The 16,255-nt window shown below is 62.0% G+C and carries 17 protein-coding genes; 7 read left to right on the top strand and 10 right to left on the bottom strand.

The window, feature by feature from the left end; genetic code table 11:
• The first annotated feature begins 21 nt into the window (after window positions 1–21).
• The 3 genes from AB5Y47_RS18700 to AB5Y47_RS18690 are packed head-to-tail and all read left to right on the top strand — an operon-like array spanning window position 22 to window position 2,258.
• A complete protein-coding gene (locus tag AB5Y47_RS18700; protein WP_128296340.1) occupies window positions 22–564 on the top strand; it encodes a hypothetical protein in 543 nt (180 codons plus the stop codon).
• Between the two features lie 12 nt (window positions 565–576).
• The gene (locus AB5Y47_RS18695) at window positions 577–1,344 is read left to right on the top strand and encodes a hypothetical protein (RefSeq protein ID WP_010672787.1); all 768 of its coding nucleotides are present in this window, start codon (window positions 577–579) and stop codon (window positions 1,342–1,344) included.
• An 11-nt stretch (window positions 1,345–1,355) separates the two neighbouring features.
• On the top strand, window positions 1,356–2,258 hold the full coding sequence (locus tag AB5Y47_RS18690) for a hypothetical protein (protein WP_336591196.1): 903 nt from the start codon (window positions 1,356–1,358) through the stop codon (window positions 2,256–2,258).
• 85 nt (window positions 2,259–2,343) lie between these two features.
• Here AB5Y47_RS18690 and AB5Y47_RS18685 read toward each other — a convergent pair whose 3' ends face one another.
• On the bottom strand, window positions 2,344–2,667 hold the full coding sequence (locus AB5Y47_RS18685; protein WP_010672785.1) for a hypothetical protein: 324 nt from the start codon (window positions 2,665–2,667) through the stop codon (window positions 2,344–2,346).
• A 246-nt stretch (window positions 2,668–2,913) separates the two neighbouring features.
• Between AB5Y47_RS18685 and AB5Y47_RS18680 the strand changes: the two genes are divergently transcribed.
• The 4 genes from AB5Y47_RS18680 (at window position 2,914) to AB5Y47_RS18665 (ending at window position 5,857) form a co-directional block, all read left to right on the top strand.
• On the top strand, window positions 2,914–3,165 hold the full coding sequence (locus AB5Y47_RS18680) for a hypothetical protein (RefSeq protein ID WP_368220595.1): 252 nt from the start codon (window positions 2,914–2,916) through the stop codon (window positions 3,163–3,165).
• Window positions 3,166–3,313: 148 nt separating this feature from the next.
• Window positions 3,314–3,688, top strand: a complete 375-nt coding sequence (locus AB5Y47_RS18675; protein WP_069651980.1) for a hypothetical protein — start codon at window positions 3,314–3,316, stop codon at window positions 3,686–3,688.
• Between the two features lie 109 nt (window positions 3,689–3,797).
• The gene (locus AB5Y47_RS18670) at window positions 3,798–4,592 is read left to right on the top strand and encodes a CPBP family intramembrane glutamic endopeptidase (protein ID WP_368220497.1); all 795 of its coding nucleotides are present in this window, start codon (window positions 3,798–3,800) and stop codon (window positions 4,590–4,592) included.
• A 623-nt stretch (window positions 4,593–5,215) separates the two neighbouring features.
• Window positions 5,216–5,857: a hypothetical protein gene (locus tag AB5Y47_RS18665; protein ID WP_167825769.1), complete on the top strand. Its 642-nt coding sequence runs from the start codon at window positions 5,216–5,218 to the stop codon at window positions 5,855–5,857.
• A 47-nt stretch (window positions 5,858–5,904) separates the two neighbouring features.
• Here the strand turns inward: AB5Y47_RS18665 and parC are convergent, their stop codons facing one another.
• From parC to cpdA, 9 genes are all read right to left on the bottom strand, one after another.
• A complete protein-coding gene (gene parC / locus AB5Y47_RS18660; RefSeq protein WP_368220496.1) occupies window positions 5,905–8,199 on the bottom strand; it encodes a DNA topoisomerase IV subunit A in 2,295 nt (764 codons plus the stop codon).
• A 254-nt stretch (window positions 8,200–8,453) separates the two neighbouring features.
• Window positions 8,454–10,364: a DNA topoisomerase IV subunit B gene (gene parE, locus AB5Y47_RS18655; protein WP_042015440.1), complete on the bottom strand. Its 1,911-nt coding sequence runs from the start codon at window positions 10,362–10,364 to the stop codon at window positions 8,454–8,456.
• Between the two features lie 113 nt (window positions 10,365–10,477).
• The gene (locus tag AB5Y47_RS18650; protein WP_043153984.1) at window positions 10,478–12,481 is read right to left on the bottom strand and encodes an FUSC family protein; all 2,004 of its coding nucleotides are present in this window, start codon (window positions 12,479–12,481) and stop codon (window positions 10,478–10,480) included.
• A 1-nt stretch (window position 12,482) separates the two neighbouring features.
• Window positions 12,483–13,349 carry an HlyD family secretion protein gene (locus AB5Y47_RS18645; RefSeq protein ID WP_069651983.1) on the bottom strand — a complete coding sequence of 289 codons (867 nt, stop codon included), beginning with the start codon at window positions 13,347–13,349 and terminating at the stop codon, window positions 12,483–12,485.
• A complete protein-coding gene (locus AB5Y47_RS18640; RefSeq protein ID WP_039039819.1) occupies window positions 13,342–13,584 on the bottom strand; it encodes a DUF1656 domain-containing protein in 243 nt (80 codons plus the stop codon). Before AB5Y47_RS18640 ends, AB5Y47_RS18645 begins: the two co-directional genes overlap by 8 nt.
• A 171-nt stretch (window positions 13,585–13,755) precedes the next feature.
• On the bottom strand, window positions 13,756–14,160 hold the full coding sequence (locus tag AB5Y47_RS18635; protein WP_039039754.1) for a GFA family protein: 405 nt from the start codon (window positions 14,158–14,160) through the stop codon (window positions 13,756–13,758).
• 36 nt (window positions 14,161–14,196) lie between these two features.
• A complete protein-coding gene (locus AB5Y47_RS18630) occupies window positions 14,197–14,820 on the bottom strand; it encodes an NUDIX hydrolase (protein ID WP_368220494.1) in 624 nt (207 codons plus the stop codon).
• 2 nt (window positions 14,821–14,822) lie between these two features.
• Complete coding sequence (locus tag AB5Y47_RS18625; protein WP_368220493.1) at window positions 14,823–15,410, bottom strand: YqiA/YcfP family alpha/beta fold hydrolase; 588 nt, start codon at window positions 15,408–15,410, stop codon at window positions 14,823–14,825.
• Window positions 15,411–15,419: 9 nt separating this feature from the next.
• Window positions 15,420–16,238: a 3',5'-cyclic-AMP phosphodiesterase gene (gene cpdA, locus AB5Y47_RS18620; RefSeq protein WP_041214382.1), complete on the bottom strand. Its 819-nt coding sequence runs from the start codon at window positions 16,236–16,238 to the stop codon at window positions 15,420–15,422.
• Window positions 16,239–16,255: the final 17 nt, after the last annotated feature.

Here is a 16,255-nt window from a genome sequence, read left to right as displayed (position 1 = left end):
CACCAGGCAAGAAGAGCGACTATGCAAAAAAAATGGGACCAGGCACGGCTCAAGGCCCTGCAAAGCGATGCCAGCGAGAACATCGAATCCTACCGGGATCAGGATGACCCCAAGGGGCTCGAGCAGTTCACCGACCAGATGAAGGCCCTGCTGCTGGCCGACATGAGCATGCTGGAGTTCATGCCCGAATACCTGCCGCTCGCCCTCTATGGCCGGGTGCAGTTCCCGCCCAAGGCCAAGTCGCAGTGGAACAAGTGGCTCGCCAGCGGCGAGCAGCCCTCCTGGGACGAGTTCAAGGTGAGCGTCGGCTTCAACAACGCCATCCTGCCGCTGGTCAAGGCGGTGCGGGCACAGAGCGAAGATCAGCTGATGGAAGCCTGCGCCGTGCTGTTCCTCCTGGACAACCCGCTGCCACGCGGCAGCCACCGCGGTGATGACGACTATGAGCTGCGCGACGAAGAAGAGGAAGACGGGGAAGATGCCGACGCCGACTACCACGGCGGCAGTGACCGCTATGGTGATGACGACGGCGATCAGGATATGTACGACGAAGTCCGTTTCTAATTGGGGCAAGGCATGAGCAACAGTCTGATAGAAATTACCGCCATCGAGATCAAAGAGCTGGCCGTTATCGAGCCGAAGCAGGCCAGCGAGAAGTTCGAGCTGATCGCCAAGACCATGTCTGACGACCAGCTGGCAGAAGTGATTGAAAACATTGATATCGTTACCCTGACCCAGATTAACGGCCAGCACGACATCTCCTTCCCCTCCATCATCTCCGAGCTGATGACCCCGGAGCGGATCCGCGACATCGTCTGCCAGCAGCCCCTCTACTGGGAAGAGGCGATCAAGAACAACGCCGACGAGCTGCAACAGCACACCTTCGACTTCCTCAACTACCTGATCCGCACCCAGGAGAGCGAAGCCAAGCAGCGGGAGATCCTCGAGTGCGTGGCCGAGGATCCGGCCGGTCTCTTCTACCTCGCCATCCCCTTTATCGAGTTTTATCGCGGCGATCGCTATGAAGAGGACGAGGGCTATCGCGACGTGCTGCACGCCGAAGAGGAAGATCTCGAAGAGTCCCTGCGCTACAGCGAGCGCCAGCAGGCCGAAGACAGCCACGACTATGCGCTGGACGACCCGCGCAGCCTCTTGATGCTCATTCGCGAGCTGGCCCCCGAAGTGGAAAAATCCATCAAGTCGCTGCTGCGCAACGAGCACTCCACCTGGGACGGCATCATCAACAAGTTTGCCGCCGAGCTGGTGATGCAGGCCAAAGAGAAGAACAAGGTCGAGGAAGACGAGTACGGCGACGTCGACGACATGTTCAGCTTTCTGGATTAAGGAGCCCATTCATGCAGTTAGTCATTCGCGATGCCAACCAGGGCCCCTTTCTGACCCAGGTGCTGCGCTTTGGCCGCGACAACGAACTCTTGAGTCAGCAGCAGCTCGCCGCCATCAAGGGCAAGGCGGTGCTGATGAGCCTCAAATTCGCCGACAAGTACTACAACAAGTACAAGATGCACCTGCTGGAGCAGGCCGCCCACGACGTCATCGGCGTGGTGAGCCTCGGTCTGCAGGAGCTATCCCAACGGGATCCGGCCAAGGCCCTGGCCCTGTTGCAGGCGCCGGAAGGCCCCATCAAGCCGTTCCAGAAGGGCTGGTCCATGCTCATCACCGTCAGCCCCAAGCAGGCTGGCAACAGCCTCTACGGTGACGTAGATGCGCGGCTCTTGGACAAGATCTCGAGCCCCCCCGATGTGGAGGAGTGGCAAGGGTGGCAGGAGTACGAGAAGGCGCTGACCGAGCACAACAAGAGCCGCCTGATGGAGCTCATCGACCAGCACTTCTTCGCCTGCGAGAGCGACCACCCCACCATGGAGGACAAGCTGGCCGAAGCGCTGCTCTACCGCATCCTCTGCGGCAAGGGCAGTGGCGCCGCCCCCCTCAAGGTGAAACAGGATCTCAAGCGCAAGCTGGCGCGGGAGATTGAGCTCGACGAGGGCTGGTACGACACCGACTACCTCGCCGCCCAGCTCACCCTGATGCTGAATGCGCTGCCCGCCGACATGGCCGCCGCCCTGCGTCAGGAGCTGAGCCCGGGCTTTGTGCCCAACCTGCTGCATACCCTGGGGTTTGTGCGTCAGTACCAGCAGTTGCAAAAAGAGGACGCCTCGCCGGAGAAGCTCGACAACATGGAGATGCGCGCCGGTCTCAAGCATCCATTGCTCGGCTGGCCCCTCTACCACGACTTCTGATGACGGGCTTTCCCCTTCACGCTGTTCCAACGCCCGGCTTGCCGGGCGTTGTCATTTTTGCAGCTCGCAGATGGCGGCGCCGACCCTATCGGGCAATGGTCCACATGGCGCTTTGCATCCCGGTCTCCCGAAAATCGATCACCACGGGATAGTCGTTGCCACAGCCCGTCACCGTCCAGCGCTCCTGCCAGTGGCGACTGCCCGGCTCCCCCTCGGGAAGTTGCAGTACCACGGGCACGAAGCGCTCCGGCGCGTCACACCCCTTGGTGGTCACCCAGGATGCGACCCCCACCATGGCATCCCGGATCAGCTGCTGATTGGCCAGGGTACCTTCCTGCACGGGTTCACTCGGGCTGGCCTCGGCCTGGCACACCAGGGGAAAAAGCAACAGCAGGGCACAGGGTCTCATCACACCTCCAGAGGGGTCAGTCAAAAAGTGGTTCGTTCGAGGCTTTCATCATGACCCGAAACGGCGCCAGACAGAAGAGGCCACCAAGGGGAAGTAGGCGCAGGATCCGGGGCGCGGTGGCGTGCACGCAAGTCGGACTACCTCCTAAGCGTCATTGGCCCACATTTTGTCAGGGATATAATGACTCCCCCATACAAGCCGCCGGGGAGCCAGACCGTGAGCAGAAAGCCGGACCGCATGACCGCCATGCAGCAGATCATCGACGCCGTGAAGGTGGAATTTCCGCTCTATCAACCGGATACCTTCAAATGCGGGCCGGACAACACCTGCATCGGCTGCCCCAAGAAGCTGATGGAGCTGGTGGATACGGACCTCTGCTACTGGCAATATCAGATCGATCGCGGCATCCCGCCCAGCTTCGACGAGCTCAACCGCTTCGGCAAGATGTGCAAAAATATCCGCCGGGCCCTGGTGCGCAATGGCCGCATTCCCGCCTGACGAAAAGCAATATGCTGCCTTCATCGGTTTTTTGTGATGGTTTTATCCACCAGAATGAATCACCACCTTATTTAATGGCTAGGCACACCTTTTTCACCGCCTATCGTGCTGATGGCCGACGCAGGTTCATTGCCCCAAGGAGCACAATATGACTCAGGAAAGCATCCAGACCCGCTACACGCTGGCTCCCGCCCTTGCCAGCGCCACCGAGCTGGAGCAGGCCATCGCCCGGGCCATCGAGGCCAACAAGCAGGACTTCTTCCCCCTGCTGGAGCGGCTGGTGGATGTGGGCGATAGCCGGGTCAAGCTCAGCCAGAAGGATCCCCTGCGGGTGCTGGGGGTGGAACTCGACGAGGCTCGCACCGGCGGCACTGCCCGCCTCGGCTACGAATCCAACTTTTCCGAGAGCTGCCGCCTTATCGACGAATACGACCAGCACCAGACCAGCGTGGCCTTCACCCTCGACGGGGATCAGCTTGTTTTCGATCTTGAGCTGCCCATCGAGTGGAACTTCGACAACTGATTGGCGGCGGTGCCATTCCCCTGGCGTGTTGTAGCCAGCGGCGCCCCTTTCCCCCCTTTCTGGTGTAGGGTTGTCTGCACAGCAACGGATAAACATCCCGAGGATCACCATGGGTGAGCATCAACCTACAGCATTGCCGGTATTGAATGACAGTGAGCGCCTCGGGCTCGAGCGCAAGAGCGCCGGGGATTTCCCCCTCTATCGCCAGGATCCTCACACCCCGTCTGCCCGTGGCTGGGCACTCATCCTGCTGGGGGTCATCCTGGGGTTTGCGGCACTCTCCGCCCCCATCGACTTTTTCAAGACCACCTCAGGGGGCTTTGTGCCCGCACTCCTGTTCCCTCTCATTCCTCTGGCCGTGCTCGCCATGGTGGCGGGAAAAGGGTGGCGCTCACTGTTTCGAACGCCGACGCGGCGGGATTGTCTCTTGATGCTGGCGATTACCGGCATCAACATACTGGTCTCAATCGCCGTTGCCATGATCATGCAGCACCTGTTCCAGCTGAATGCAAACCCGGTCAACGCCATGCTGGCAGAGGCGTCCAATACGGCGCGTATCCTCTTTTATCTCAAGACGGCGCCCCAGCTCTTCGGCGAGGAGGTGATCTCCATCCTGCCTTTTCTGGCCATCCTCTGGTGTTGTCACCAGAAGCTCGGCCTGACCCGCAAGTCCGCCATCCTCATCGCCTGGCTATCGACTGCCCTTATCTTCGGAGCCCTGCACCTGCCCACTTATGACTGGAATTTTCTGCAATGTTTTCTGGTGATCGGCACGGCCCGCATCGTGCTGCTCAGTGGCTACATCATCACCAAAAACATCTGGGTATCGACCGGCTCACACATCATCAATGACTGGCTGCTGTTTAGCCTGATGCTGCTGCTTGGCAGCCACACAGGCACCTGATGCACGCAATACACAGGCTGGCCATGGATAGAGAGAGCCGTAGGCGTGCCCGCAGCATGGCGGCAGCCTGTTTTCGCGAACGTCTGATGACGCTTCGCTAATCAGACCTACGGCCTCCCCTCACCCTGACCCTCTCCCAAGGGGAGAGGGGATCAGCGCCTGCCAACCTGTAGCCATAGCTGTCACTCCATTTAAAAATTGCTGCGATCTGGGCTCCCTTCTCCCACTCTTTGCCATAGATAAGGGGAGAAGGGCGGGGATGAGGGGGAACATACCATCCCAACTGAAGCCATCGACAAGCAGCAGAGCGTTGAATCAAGCAGGGCAAGTAGGGTCGATTAGCGAAGCGTAATCGTCCACGCCATTTGTTCCGTAGCTATAGGCAAAAGAGAGAGAAGAGGGGTGGCCAACAGAACAGCAGCAACCGGTTTTCACGAACGTCTGATTACGCTTCGCTAATCACACCTACGGCCCTTCGGCTGCTTTATCTAACTAGACTAGTTACTCCCCCTTGAATAGAATAATAAAATTAAAAATTCAGGGTTCCTAGCGTGACACATAGAACGAAAATAAAATCAATTAAAGTACTATCACTTATCTTTATTTTCTTGTGGGTGAACGCAATGATTACAGCCCCATTGATAATGACTGAATTTTCTTGGGTTGAAATACAGAAAGTCTGGGATCGCTGGCAGACTTTCAACTCAGGTATGATTGCTCTTTTGGCGGCTGTACTTGCCATAAACGCAGCTCAATATACTGAGGATGCGAAGAGATACAGAGAACTAATCGCAGCAAAATCTCTCCTACCATTAGCCTTATCAGAGCTACACACCTACTGTACCGAATTAGCTACATACCTAAAAAATGAATTTATTTTTCTTAGTGAAGAACATCCGATAGATACATCAACAACCAAAGGAAATCATGAAGCCCCCATTCCACCAAAAGAATGGGTGTTTGAAGTATTTAAGAACTGCATGATTCATGAGCATGAAACTGAAGCAAAATTCATGGCATCAATACTATCTGACACGCAAATAACACGCGCAAGAATTGAGAGCATGAAAGATAAAAACAAACTAATTACAGAATATACATTTTCAAGCCATGCTAACGACATATGTGAATTACATGCTAAATTAGATAGGATGTACGATTACTCGAGGAAGCACTCTATATTATCGACAACAGAAATAACTGACGAGGAAAAAAACAATAGTATCTGTGTATTAGATATTGAATGCCTTCCCAGATACAAATGAACACCTCTATTTATAAATAAAGGGCGCTTTCGCGCCCTTTATATTTATTACCCTTCCTGATTTTCCCCGGCTGCCGGCTCGGCGCCCGCGACGGGTTCAATCTCGATACGATCCACCCGCTGCAGACCGCGGGGCAGTTTGGCGCCACGGCGGCCGCGCTCGCCACGGTAGTAGTCGAGATCAGCTGGTTTGAGGGTGAGCTTGCGCTTGCCGGCAAACAGGGTGACCGACTGGCCCTGGGGGATGACGGCCGCCATCACCACAAACTCCTCCCGCGCCTTCACGCGAGCCGAGGGGATGCTGATGAGCTTGTTGCCCTTTCCCTTGCCGAGTACCGGCAGGGTATTGAGCGGGAACAGCAACATGCGCCCCTCGTTGGAGATGGCCATGCAGAGATCCGTGTCCGGCGCGCCTATCCTCTGGGGCGCCATGACGATGCCCCCTTCCGGCACGGTCAGCAGCGCCTTGCCGTTCTTGTTCTTACCGATCAGGTCATCGTACTTGCAGACGAAGCCGTAACCGGCGTCAGAACAGATGAGGTACGGCTCGCCTTCATTGCCCATCACCAGATGGCGCACCTCTTCGCCAGCCCCCAGCGCGAAGCGACCGGTGAGCGGCTCGCCCTGACTGCGGGCGGAGGGCAGAGTGTGGGCCTCCAACGAGTAGGTTCTCCCCAGGGTGGAGAGGAACACCGCCTGCTGGTTGCTGCGGCCATGGGCGTGGGCGAGGTAGTTGTCCCCCGCCTTGTAGGAGAGGCCCTCCACATCCACGTCGTGGCCCTTGGCGGCGCGCACCCACCCCTTGTCGGAGAGGATCACGGTCACCGGCTCGCTCGGGGTAAGCTCCTTCTCGGTCAGTGCCACGGCGGTGGCGCGCTCCACCAGCGGGGTGCGGCGATCGTCGCCGTACTTCTCGGCATCTGCCAGGATCTCTTTCTTCAGCAATGTGCTGAGACGGCGCTCGGAACCCAGGATCAGTTCCAGCTTGTCGCGCTCTTCGGCCAGTTCATCCTGTTCGGCGCGCAGCTTGAACTCTTCGAGCTTGGCCAGGTGGCGCAGTTTGAGCTCGAGGATCGCCTCAGCCTGGGTCTCGCTGATGTTGAAGCGCTCCATCATCACCCGGCCCGGCTCCTCTTCGGTACGGATGATCTCGATCACCTCGTCGATATTGAGGTAGGCGATGAGCAAGCCTTCGAGGATGTGCAGGCGAGCCAGCACCTTGTCGAGACGATACTGCAGGCGGCGGCGCACCGTCTCGCGGCGAAAGCTCAGCCACTCGGTAAGGATGGTCTTGAGGTCTTTCACCTGAGGCCGGTTGTCCAGACCCAGGATGTTGAGGTTGACCCGGTAGTTCTTCTCCAAGTCCGTGGTGGCGAACAAGTGGGCCATCAGCCCCTCTACGTCCACCCGGTTGGAGCGCGGCACGATCACCAGACGGGTCGGGTTCTCGTGGTCCGATTCATCGCGCAGATCGGTGACCATGGGCAGCTTCTTGGCCACCATCTGGGCGGCAATCTGCTCCATGATCTTGGCGCCTGAGGCCTGATGGGGCAGCGCCGTGATGACGATGTCACCATCTTCTTCGCTCCACACCGCCCGCTGCTTGATGGAGCCCTTGCCGGTCTCGTAGATTTTGCGGATGTCGTCGCGGGGCGTGATTATCTCGGCGTTGGTCGGATAATCCGGTCCCTGCACATGGGCCATCAGGGCATCCAGGCCGGCATTGGGGTTATCCAAAAGCTCCACGCAGGCGTGGGCCACTTCCCGCGCGTTGTGGGGCGGGATATCTGTCGCCATCCCCACCGCAATACCGGTCACCCCGTTGAGCAGGATGTGGGGCAGGCGGGCGGGTAGCACCACGGGCTCTTTCATGGTGCCGTCGAAGTTCGGCGTCCACTCCACCGTGCCCTGGCCGAGCTCGGAGAGCAGCAGCTCGGAGAAGCGCGACAGGCGCGCCTCGGTATAACGCATGGCGGCGAAGGATTTGGGATCATCCGGCGCACCCCAGTTGCCCTGACCGTCCACCAGCGGGTAACGGTAGGAGAAGGGCTGGGCCATCAGCACCATGGCTTCGTAACAGGCGCTGTCGCCGTGGGGGTGATATTTACCCAGCACGTCACCCACCGTACGGGCGGACTTCTTGTGCTTGGACAGCGCCGACAGACCCAGCTCGCTCATGGCGTAGATGATGCGCCGCTGCACCGGTTTGAGGCCGTCACCGATGTGCGGCAAGGCCCGATCCATGATGACGTACATGGAGTAGTTCAAGTAAGCCTGTTCGGTAAAGGTGCGCATTGGCTGGCGCTCTACCCCGTCCAGACTGAGCTCGATGGCATCACTCATGTGATTATCTCTTTCGGTTCGGGAGCTGGTTGGCGCTCTACTTCATCCAACAGACTGAGCTCGATAGCATCACTCATATGTTTTTCTCTTGCTATGGCACGCCCTCAGAGGGCACGCCGGAAATGCGGGTCGGCAGGGGGCCGACGGTGAATCACAAGACCCCCTCCCAACCTCCCCCTCCATGAGGGGGAGGAGAGGCTTGGCCCCCTCCCCTTGCGAAGGGGAGGGCCGGGGTGGGGTACTTGCGACTCGCTTTAGATGATGGCGAGGTTGCCCTTCTCTTCCAGCCATTCGCGGCGATCACCGGCGCGCTTCTTGGCCAGCAGCATGTCCATCAGTTGCAGGGTCTCGTCCCCATCTTCCCCTTCTGCCCCCCCTTCCGCGCCCATGGTGAGCTGCACCAGACGGCGGGTGTTGGGATCCATGGTGGTTTCCCGCAACTGCTTGGGGTTCATCTCACCCAGCCCCTTGAATCGGGTCACCATCACCTTGCCCTTCTTCTTCTCGGCCTCGACCCGTTGCAGCACGCCGTTCTTCTCGTCCTCGTCGAGGGCGTAGAAGACCTCCTTGCCGATGTCGATACGATAGAGGGGCGGCATGGCCACATAGACATGGCCCTTCTCCACCAGCGTGCGGAAGTGCTTCACAAAGAGGGCGCAGAGCAGGGTGGCGATGTGCAGACCGTCCGAGTCGGCATCCGCGAGGATGCACACCTTGCCGTAGCGCAGGCCACTGAGGTCGTCGGAATCCGGGTCGAGCCCGATCGCCACCGAGATGTCGTGCACTTCTTGCGAGGCGAGCACCTGACCGGCCTCCACCTCCCAGGTGTTCAGGATCTTGCCGCGCAGGGGCATGATGGCCTGAAACTCGCGGTCGCGCGCCTGCTTGGCACTGCCGCCCGCGGAGTCCCCCTCCACCAGGAAGAGCTCCCCCTGCATGGGATCGGCGCAGCCGCAGTCGGTGAGCTTGCCGGGCAGGGCCGGGCCTTGCGTTATCTTCTTGCGCACTACCGTCTTGGCGGCGCGCATCCGGCGCTGGGCGCTGGAGATACAGAGCTCCGCCAGCTGTTCGGCCAGCTCGGTGTTGCTGTTCAAGTAAAGGCTGAAGGCATCCTTCACCACGCCCGACACGAAGGCCGAGCTCTGGCGGGACGACAGTCGCTCCTTGGTCTGCCCTGCAAACTGCGGGTCCTGCATCTTGATGGAGAGGATGTAGGCGCAGCGATCCCAGATGTCTTCCGGGGTGAGCTTGACCCCGCGGGGCAAGAGGTTTCGGAACTCGCAGAACTCGCGCATGGCGTCGAGCAACCCCTGGCGCAGGCCGTTGACATGGGTGCCACCGAGCGCGGTGGGAATGAGGTTCACATAGGATTCGGCGAGGCATTCGCCCCCTTCCGGCAACCAGCACAGGGCCCAGTCCACCGCCGACTGCTCGGAGCTGAAAGAGCCGACGAAGGGCTGCTCCGGCAGGCAGGTGAACTGCTTGACCGCATCGATGAGGTAATCCTTGAGGCCGTCTTCGTAGCACCACTCAAGCTTGATGCCGGTGTTCTTGTCGAGGAACTTGATGGTGAGGCCCGGGCAGAGCACGGCCTTGGCTTTGAGCAGGTGCTCGAGCTTGGAGACCGAGAAGCGCGGCGAATCGAAGTAGCGCGCCTCTGGCCAGAAGCGCACCCGGGTGCCGGTGTTGCGGCGTCCGCAGGTGCCGGTGATGGTCAGATCAGACACCTTGTCGCCCCGCTCGAAGGCAATGTCATAGACCTGGCCGTCCCGGCGCACCGTCACCTCGACCCGATCGGAGAGGGCGTTCACCACGGAGATCCCCACCCCGTGCAAGCCACCGGAGAACTGGTAGTTCTTGTTGGAGAACTTGCCCCCCGCGTGCAGCTTGCAGAGGATCAGCTCCACGCCGGAGACCCCTTCCTCCGGGTGGATGTCCACCGGCATGCCGCGACCGTCGTCGATCACCTCAAGGGACTGATCCTCGTGCAGGATCACCTCCAGATTGCGGGCGTGACCCGCCAGCGCCTCGTCGACGCTGTTGTCGATGACCTCCTGGCCGAGGTGATTGGGCCGGGTGGTGTCGGTGTACATGCCGGGGCGGCGACGCACCGGTTCAAGGCCATTGAGGACCTCAATGGCATCCGCATTGTATTGAGTGGACATGGAGGGCCTTGCGAATTGACGTTTGGGGGGAATCTTACTCGCTGGGAGGGCCCGGGACAAATGGGGCGCTCGCAAAGGGTGATCCAGAGGGGCTCCGGCCTCCCCGCCCGGGATCAGGCGGGTTCCCCGGGCAGGGCCTGCACAAGCTGGGAGAGGGAGCAGTGGAGTCGCCACACCAGCCCCGCCAGTGCCCGGGCCGCCGGGTCTGCATGTTCCCCCAGCCCCTGGCTGATGCGGTCCAGCTCCGCCAGGGTGCGCCCCAGGGTCTCGTGCTGCACGCCCCCTTCGGTCAGAATGCCTTTCAGGCAGCGCAGACAGCCGTCCCGCACCAGATAGAGGGCCGGATCCCGGCTGCGCCAGAGCCTGAGCTGCCAGACGATATGGCTGCAATTGAGCAGCACCACGCCCCAGCGCAGCACCCAGAGCCGGGCCCCCTGATCCTGACTCTGGCTGAGCTGGCTCACCGCGTGATAGACCCGGGATTCAAACTCCCCCTCGCTCTGATGCGGGGCCGGGGCCAGCTGGTCCACGAAATCCCGCCGCAGACGATGCATCAGGCGGCGGCTCTTGCGCCGATCCGAGCTAGGTCGCAGCAGCTGGAACGCCAGCCCTGCGCTCATCACTCCCAGTGCCTGCGCGAGGCTGCTGTTGACGAAGGCGAGGTAGTCGTAGCTCGGCGGATTGGTGATGGCGAGGAAGGAGCCGAGCAGCACGATGAGCTGGCCCCAGAGCGCCGCCCCCTGGGGGCGCTGCAATTTCAGCAGTTGCAGGGTGATGAGAGCGGGGAACAGCAGGGCGCAGAAGATCCAGAAGTCGTCGATGCGGATCATCAGCCCGAACTTGACCCCGAAGCAGATAAAGCTGAGCAGCACGATGGCCTTGAGCATGGTCTGGGCCCCCTTGGCCGGGGCCGGGGTGGCGGAATAGAGCACGCAGCAGATGGCGAGCAGGGTCAGGGCCGCAGCGCCCGCATCCCACTGGCTGTGGATCCAGAAGGTGCAGCCCAGCATCACGCAGAGGAAGGTACGCCCCCCGTTGTAGGCCGCCTCCAGGCCGTCGGTGTGGCTGGTCAGAGAGCTGTGGCGCGGCGGCGCCGGCCACTCCTGGCCATCGTGGCGGGCCAGCCTTTCCAGCCAGCGCTGACACTCCAGGTAGCTCCAGCAGAAGTGGCGCAGCCGCAGCCAGAAGGCCTGACAGCGATAATCATCCCCCGAACGGGCCACGAAGGGCGCCATCAGGCGGGCAATGCGCAGCTTGTCGCAGCCCCCCTGTCCCAGCTCCCGCAGCACGGCGGCCAGCATGGGGGCCGGGTCGACGGCGTCCTCTGGCCAGTGTTGCAGCATGCGGCGCAGCCCCGAGATGAGGCTGACCATCCTCAGCTGGCGATGGAGCAGATAGTTCAGCAACTGGTTGTGGCGGCGCAGGCGGTGGTGGCTCCAGACTGCCTGGATGCGCAGCACGTTCAGGGTGAGGATCTGACCGATCACCCCCTCGTGGGCGGTGCGCACATCGGCGCCCGTCTCCCCGAGCCAGAGCAGCTGGGCATGTTCCAGCAGCCGGGTCTGGCTCTTGCCAAGGGAGTCCAGCAGGGTCTCGCCATCGGAGAAACTCGGCAGGATCATCATCATCAGGCCGCCGCAGAGGATGCCGACGATCACCTCGCTCACCCGGGCCTGGGCGATGTCGAAGATATGTTGCGGGTCGGTCAGGTTGACGCAGGAGAAGGCGATGATGGCGGCGGTATAGCCCGCCAGGGCGAAACCGTAGGAGACGTTGTTCTGATGGTGGTTGGAGATGTAGGTGCAACCCCCCAGCCAGAGGGCGATAAGCAGGCTGAAGAGCCAGGGATCACCGATGCCAAGGCCGGTGATCATCACCGCCGCCATGGCGCCGATGAGGCTGCCCACCACCCGCCCCAGGCTCTTGCTGATGACGCCCCCCACGGTGGGAAAGCTCACCACGGCGGCGGAGGTCATGGCCCAGTAGGGAGAGTCGAGTTGCAGCACGAACGCCAGCCAGAGTGACAGGCACATGGCCAGGGCATTGCGCAGGGCGTAGCGCCACTGGCCGCCGTTGGCCTTGCCCCAGGGGGTCTGGCGCCAGAGCGAGGGGATCACCCTAGTCCCCTATGGTGATGGTACAGGTCGTGCCCGCGATCAAGACCAGATCCGGGGGAATCGCCAGCAGCCTGATCCGCACCGGCACCCGCTGGGCCAGGCGCACCCAGGGCACGTTCGGCTTGACGTCGAGCAGCAGCCCCTCGCTGCCTTCCAGGCTCTGATCGTGAATGGCGCGCCCTATGCTTTCCACCTCCCCCCTGAGTACCCGATCCCCGCTGTAGAGCACCACCTCGGCCGGTTTGCCGGGGGCGATGTGCCTGAGCTTGGTCTCTTCGAAATAGCCCTGCACATAGAAGGAGTGGGTGTCTATCAGGGCCACCAGGGGCACCCCGGCGGTGGCGTAGTTGCCGACCCTGGCCTGCAGGTTGGTGATGTAGCCGTCGCTCGCAGCATGGACCTCGGTCCGGGCAAGGGACCATCTGGCCTGCTCCAGATTGGCTTGGGCCACCTCATAGGCCGCCTTCATCGCCTGGGCATTGAGCCTGGATTCATCCACCGCCTCGGCGGAGATGACGGTGCGGGAGAGGCTCTGGCGACGGTTCGCCTCGTGCTCCGCCTTGTCGAGATCCGACTTGGCCTTGGCCAGGGCCGCGCTGGCGTTGTCCAGCGCGATGCGATAGGGCTCGGGATCCAGGGTGAAGAGCAGCTCCCCCGCCTTCACCAGCTGGTTGTCCTTGACCCCTATCCTGACGATCTTGCCCGACACCTGGGGCGTGATGCTGACCAGCTCGGCCCGCACCTTGCCATCCCGGGTCCAGGGCCCCTGCATGTAGTCGTTCCACAGCCACCAGAGCGACACCAGCGCCAGGGCAAAGACCAGCAGGGTGGAGAAGTATTTGAGGGTCGCAAGGGGTGATTTAGCCATGTAGCAATATCCATAGGGCGCCGCTGACGGCGAGGATGAAGAGGGAGAGATCCATCAGCAGGGGGTGCCAGACCTCGCCGCCGTAGAGCCAGTCCCGCAGCAGATGGTGCAGCGGCAGCCAGCCCAGCAGGCCGAGCAGCACGGCCTTGAACAGGGGCGGAAAGTAGAGCGAGGCCCCGAGGATCAGATCCGGCAGCGCTGAAGCAGTCGTCACGGGTGTGCCCCCTGTTGGCAGAGATGAAATGAAGAGAGAGGCCGGGGTCCGCCGGGAGACGGACAGGGCAAGGTTAACACAGCCATTGCGGGGGCTACACCAGCAGATGACCCCCTGAGGCGTCGTCACGGGAGTGGCACGACAACGCCTCGCCCGCCCTCCCCGCCACCCGTCGGGGCAGTCACCTCGCGTTCAATCGGCCACGGTATCTGCCGGGTGATGCACCCCGTCGCGGGTCGGCACCTCTCCCAGATCGAACGGGTTGACCCCCTCCAGACAGGCGAGGTTGTAGCCATATTCCGCCGGATTGGATCGGCGCTGGTGATGGGTGTAGATGCCGCAGACGCTGCAGAAGTAGTGTTTCGCGGTGCGGGTGTTGAACTGGTAGCAGCGAAGCGCCGCCTCCCCTTGCAGGATGCGGATGCCGGAGAGCGGCACCGAGGCGACGATGGCCCCACGCCGCCGACAGAAGGAGCAGTCGCAGCGGCGCGGATCCACCACGCCATCCGGCAGGGTCAGCTCCAGCACCACGGCGCCGCAGTGGCAGCTCGCCTTGTGTTTCTTCTGGATAGGGGTATTGCCGATGCGTGTGATCATGCTGCCTCCTTGCCGCAGTGTCAGGCTGCGAACCGGTTAATCGAACAGGGTATCCCGCCGCCCTTGTAAAAGATGGTCATGCAGGGTGCGTAGCTGGGACGCCACCACCCGGTGGCGGGAGAGTTCGGGCAAGGCGTCGATGGGGAAGTACCCCGCCCCTTTGGTTTCATCGGTGTCGGTAAGCAGAGCGCCCCCCGTCACCTCGCACAGGAAGAAGGCCTTGTGGGCGTGGGGCAACTGCGGGGGATGGGGATGCTTGAGCTTGTCGAACAGGGCCAGCAGTTGCACCGCCCGACAGACGAGGCCGGTCTCCTCCACCACTTCGCGCACCACGGCGTCCGCCGGCGAATCGCCGACATCACACCAGCCACCGGGTAGAGTCCAGCAGCCGTCGCTGCGCTCCTGCACCAGCAGGACATGGCCCGCGTCGTTCTGAATGAAGGCCCGCACATCGAGCTTGGGGGTGGGATAGCCGCTGTCGAGGGCAATCCAGTCGCCGATGGTGTCGGGGGCCAGCTCGCTCTGGCTGGCGATGAGCGTCACCGTGGCCGCTCGCAGCGCCTCGAAGCGGGCGATGTCGAAGGGATCGCGGGAATAGGTGAGCCCCGCCTGGGCCGTGGCCAGCACCTGTTCGAGGAAGGCGGCCAACGGCGGCTGCACGGCTAGAGCCCGAGGAAACGGACGATCTGGGCGGGGTAGCGCTCGAAGCCTGTGAAGGCGTGATCGCCGCCGCACTCCAGGGAGAGACGGGCAAAGCGGTATTCGTCCAGCGCCTTGCGATAGTCGAGCACCTCGTCCTCCTGCTGTTGCAGCACCCAGAGCCGCTCGGGGGCAGTCACCGGCACCGCCAGCGCTCTCAGCTCGTCCATGTGTCCGGGCAACAGTTCATAGCGTTCGCCGCTGTAGGGGTTGGTCTGGGGGCCGAGGTAGTCGCAGAGCAGATCGTGGGGGCGCACCGCCGGGTTGATGAGGGCGGCGCGGCAACCGTACATCTCGCTCACTCGCGTGGCCATGAAGCCACCGAGGGAGCTGCCCACGGCGCCCAGTCGCAGGGCGCTGCCGTGGCGGGCCTTCAGGTCGGCGATGGCCTGCTCGATGGCAGCCCAGGCGGCCGCCGGGGTGTTGGGCTGGGCCGGGATCACCACCTCGATATCGGGCCTGTTCTCTGCCACCCAGGCCGCCATCTGCTGCGCCTTGGCCGAGCCGGGGGATGAATTGAAACCGTGCAGGTAGAGGAGTACGGGCTTCATGGCAACCCCTCAGTAACCGGTGGCATTGGGGTCGGGCACGAACTGCCCCAGCGGCAGGCGCCACACCTGACTCGCCACCCGGCCATCCGGGTGCAGGGTGAGATAGCGCCAGCCCGGGCCGGATTCGTCCAGTGCGAAACCGTCGGAGAGCGGCTTGAACTGGATGCAGGTAGAGGGGCTGGCGATGAGCCGCACTCCGTGGTGCACCTCGTCAAACTCCTGATGGACGTGGCCGAACAGTATGGTCTTCTGCTGCGGGTGGCGGGCCAGCACGGCGAACAGGTCGTCGGCATTCTTGAGGTTGTGCTGATCCAGCCAGGCGCAGCCCACCGGCACCGCCTGATGGTGCAGGGCGATGAGGGCATGGCGCTCGGGATGCTGGCGCAGGGCCTGATCCAGGGCCGCCAGCTGGTGATCCCCCAGCACCCCGTGGGGTTTGCCGCGCACCTGGGTATCCAGCAGGATCACCTGCCAGTGCTCGCCTACCAGCTGCTTGGCCTCGCTGATGCCGGCCGCATGGAGGTATTCGGTCATCAGGGGGCCGTCGTCGTGGTTGCCGGGCAACCAGTAGATGGGGCGAGCCAGGGGCGCCATCATGGAGGCGAAGCGCTGGTAGGACTCCGGGCTGTGATCCTGGGAAAGATCCCCGGTGGCGAGGATGAGATCGAACGGGTGCTCGTTGGCCTGCACCCGCTCCAGCACGGCGGCCAGACTCTGCGCCGTGGGCACGGCCAGCAGCCGCCCCTCGGCACTGGCGAAGAGATGGGTATCGGTAATCTGTAACAGGCGCACACTGCCGTCCGGCGCCTGAGGTAGCTCTGTTTCCAAAATCACGCTTCTTTTTT

Source organism: Aeromonas sp. R7-2, from assembly GCF_040908105.1.
GTDB classification, from domain to species: domain Bacteria; phylum Pseudomonadota; class Gammaproteobacteria; order Enterobacterales; family Aeromonadaceae; genus Aeromonas; species Aeromonas caviae.
This window is presented reverse-complemented; position numbering and strand designations above follow the sequence as displayed.

Excerpts from the sequence above, each read along its gene's own strand:
- parC (WP_368220496.1), bottom strand. The coding sequence starts at position 8,199 with ATGAGTGATGCCATCGAGCTCAGTCTGGACGGGGTAGAGCGCCAGCCA.
- AB5Y47_RS18685 (WP_010672785.1), bottom strand. The coding sequence starts at position 2,667 with ATGAGACCCTGTGCCCTGCTGTTGCTTTTTCCCCTGGTGTGCCAGGCC.
- AB5Y47_RS18625 (WP_368220493.1), bottom strand. The coding sequence starts at position 15,410 with ATGAAGCCCGTACTCCTCTACCTGCACGGTTTCAATTCATCCCCCGGC.
- AB5Y47_RS18695 (WP_010672787.1), top strand. The coding sequence starts at position 577 with ATGAGCAACAGTCTGATAGAAATTACCGCCATCGAGATCAAAGAGCTG.
- AB5Y47_RS18645 (WP_069651983.1), bottom strand. The coding sequence starts at position 13,349 with ATGGCTAAATCACCCCTTGCGACCCTCAAATACTTCTCCACCCTGCTG.
- AB5Y47_RS18675 (WP_069651980.1), top strand. The coding sequence starts at position 3,314 with ATGACTCAGGAAAGCATCCAGACCCGCTACACGCTGGCTCCCGCCCTT.
- AB5Y47_RS18665 (WP_167825769.1), top strand. The coding sequence starts at position 5,216 with ATGATTACAGCCCCATTGATAATGACTGAATTTTCTTGGGTTGAAATA.
- parE (WP_042015440.1), bottom strand. The coding sequence starts at position 10,364 with ATGTCCACTCAATACAATGCGGATGCCATTGAGGTCCTCAATGGCCTT.
- AB5Y47_RS18635 (WP_039039754.1), bottom strand. The coding sequence starts at position 14,160 with ATGATCACACGCATCGGCAATACCCCTATCCAGAAGAAACACAAGGCG.
- AB5Y47_RS18700 (WP_128296340.1), top strand. The coding sequence starts at position 22 with ATGCAAAAAAAATGGGACCAGGCACGGCTCAAGGCCCTGCAAAGCGAT.
- AB5Y47_RS18670 (WP_368220497.1), top strand. The coding sequence starts at position 3,798 with ATGGGTGAGCATCAACCTACAGCATTGCCGGTATTGAATGACAGTGAG.
- AB5Y47_RS18680 (WP_368220595.1), top strand. The coding sequence starts at position 2,914 with ATGCAGCAGATCATCGACGCCGTGAAGGTGGAATTTCCGCTCTATCAA.
- AB5Y47_RS18690 (WP_336591196.1), top strand. The coding sequence starts at position 1,356 with ATGCAGTTAGTCATTCGCGATGCCAACCAGGGCCCCTTTCTGACCCAG.